Origin of the sequence: Gordonia sp. UBA7599 (assembly GCA_002477755.1) — a bacterium.
In the GTDB taxonomy this organism is placed as follows: Bacteria; Actinomycetota; Actinomycetes; order Mycobacteriales; family Mycobacteriaceae; genus Gordonia.
In genome coordinates this window covers 1-2,593 of record DLKD01000166.1, presented here as the reverse complement: position 1 = coordinate 2,593, position 2,593 = coordinate 1, and the positions used below count along the sequence as shown (strand labels likewise).

The window sequence follows — 2,593 nt, the reverse complement described above, 5'->3', positions numbered from 1 at the left end:
CGCGGGCATACGGCTTGCGGGCTTGGATCGCGGCGGCGATGGCCCTGGTGCCGGTCACCGTGTCGACCATGAACGGCATCGGCTTCTTCACCTTGTCGTTCATCTCCGAGCGGATGTACCCGGGCAGGATCACCGAGACGTCGATATCGAGGCCGGGCTCGCCGAGCAGTTCGCCCCGGATCCCCTCGCCGAGGTGGGCAACGAAGGCCTTCGTCGCGGCATACACGGTGACCGTCTTGGGCATGCCGCGCATGGCCGACATCGAGGAAATCAGCACCAGATGCCCGCGCTTCTGGGCGCGAAAGAGCTCCATCGCCGCCTCGGTCTGGGCGAGCGCGCCGATGACATTGGTGTATGCCGTGGCCCGGTTCGCGTCGAACCGTCCCGTCCCGACGGGGGCGCCCTTGCCGAGACCCGCGTTGACGACGACCCGGTCGATGGTGCCGAAGTCGGCGGCGAAGGCGCGGAAGACCGCGAACACCGCGGCGTCGTCCGTGACGTCGAGGGCGCGGACCTCGACCCGCCGGCCGGGTTGCGCGGCAAGGATTTCCGTGCGCAGGTCGTCCAGACGGTCGGTGCGCCGGGCGCAGAGGGCCAGGTCTTCGCCGGCCGCGGCGAGCTGACGGGCGAGCTCGGCGCCGATGCCGGAGCTGGCGCCGGTGATCAGGGTGACGCTCACGCCTCGGTCCCGCCCTCGCCCGTGGCATCGGCTTCGGCGTTGGCACCGTCCTCGCCGGTAGCCTGGGCGCCCACCGAACTCGACTCGTCCGCGTCCGCGTCCGCGTCCAAGAACGATGAGTCGCCCTGTGCAGCAATCAATTCCGCGCACTTGGCGTCCAGGAACCGGACGATGCTGACGAACTCGCCATACATCGGGTTGGTCGTCTGGCCGTGGAAGAAGCGGTAGTAGATCTGCTGGGCAATCACCGCCAGCCGGAAGCCGCCGAAGACATCATAGAACCGCCACCGCTCCGGATCCATGGTGAAACCCATTGCCGCGCAGTAGTGCTCGACGACTTGAGCGCGCCTCCACATGCCCGGGGCATTCGTCGGCTGGCGCCGCATCGCCAGGAAGGGAGCGGGGTCGTCGGCTTGCGCCCAATACGCCAGGCCGCTCGCCAGATCCATGAGCGGATCGCCAATCGTGGCCATCTCCCAGTCGAGCACCCCGACCACGCGCGTCGGATCCTCCGGGGACAGAACGAGATTGTCGAAGCGGAAGTCATTGTGGATCAGCACCTGGGCAATATCGTCGGGCTGGTGCCCGTCGAGCCACGCCATCGTCGCCTCGAAGTCTCCGACATCGGGCGTGCGCGCCGCCCGATAGCGCGCCGACCAACCCCCGACTTGACGAGCGACATAGCCCTCGCCCTTGCCGAGCCCGGCCAGTCCGACCGCACTCGGGTCGACACGGTGCAACTCCACGAGGGTGTCGATCGCGTTGCGGCACAACCGATCCACGGCATCCGCGTCAAGCCTGAGGTCGGCTGGGATCTCACGCCGCAGGATCGTCCCAGGGATGCGCTCCATGACATAGAACTCCGAGCCGATCACCGACTCGTCGTCGCAGTAGGCGACCATCGGGGCCACCTTGGGAAAGGCCGGTCGCAGGGCCGCCTGGATGTTGTGCTCGCGGCCCATGTCGTGGGCTCCGCGCGCCTTGGTCCCGCCCGGTGGCCGGCGCAGGATCAACTCGCGACCGCCGGGATACTGCAAGAGATAGGTGAGGTTGGATGCGCCTCCGGAGAACTGCCGCACCGTTGGCGTCTCGTGCAACCCGCCCGCGTCAGAAGCGTTGGCGCGCAACCAGATCGCCATTGACTCCACGTCGAACGCGTCTTCGTCGCGCACGTCGACGGGCGTGGAGACGTCACTCATCGCTGCGCCGCCTTCTCGGCGCGGGCGGCAATGCGGTGCGCACCTCGGGACGCGGCCCGGTCATACACCGGGCGGGCCAGCCGCTTGGTCCAGTAGGACGTGCGTCCGAGCCGGTCGGTCAGGATGATGTGCTTGCCGGCCTCGACGCCTTTGACCACGCGCGCGGCGATGTCGTCGGCCGACAGTTTTGCGGTCGTGATCAGCCGAGTCCCCGACTGCTCGAACTCTTCATCCTTGCCCTGGAACGACTGGTGCAGGTTGGTCCGGAAGAACGCCGGGCACACGACCGACACCCGGATCCCGAACGGGCGCAACTCGAAATGCAGGGTCTCCGACAGCGCCACCACACCCGCCTTGGTCGCGTTGTAGCTCGACATCCCCGGCCCGTGGATCAGCCCGGCGAGGGAGGCCGTGTTGACGATGTGCCCGCTCCCCTGCTGCTTCAGCAGTGGCGTGAAGGTCTGGCAGCCGCGCACCACGCCGAGCAGATTGACATCGATGACGCGCTCCCAGTCGGCCATCGACTCGACGTCGATCCGGCCGCCGGTCGCCACACCAGCGTTGTTGTAGAGCAGGTCCAGCCCACCCCACTCCTCGCGCACCCAGGCGAGCGCCGCGTCCCAATCCTGTTGTGCCCGAACGTCAAGCCGCCGGTATGCCACGGCGTCCGGGACCGCGGTCGGCCGCTCGTCAGCGAGATCCACCGCGAGCACCC

The 2,593-nt window shown here is 68.1% G+C and carries 3 protein-coding genes; all 3 read right to left on the bottom strand.

The genetic code is table 11. The features are described from left to right. On the bottom strand, positions 1-679 hold a 679-nt coding region (locus B4L26_RS18395), incomplete at its 3' end, for an SDR family oxidoreductase (RefSeq protein ID WP_290721295.1). Next, the gene (locus B4L26_RS18390) at positions 676-1,878 is read right to left on the bottom strand and encodes a phosphotransferase family protein (protein WP_290721292.1); all 1,203 of its coding nucleotides are present in this window, start codon (positions 1,876-1,878) and stop codon (positions 676-678) included. The genes B4L26_RS18390 and B4L26_RS18395, both read right to left, overlap by 4 nt. Next, the coding region (locus B4L26_RS18385) for an SDR family NAD(P)-dependent oxidoreductase (protein ID WP_290721290.1) at positions 1,875-2,593 on the bottom strand (719 nt) is incomplete at its 5' end. The genes B4L26_RS18390 and B4L26_RS18385, both read right to left, overlap by 4 nt.

What these genes read in the sequence shown, in the direction of transcription:
- B4L26_RS18390 (WP_290721292.1), bottom strand. Translation starts at nt 1,878, where the DNA reads ATGAGTGACGTCTCCACGCCCGTCGACGTGCGCGACGAAGACGCGTTC.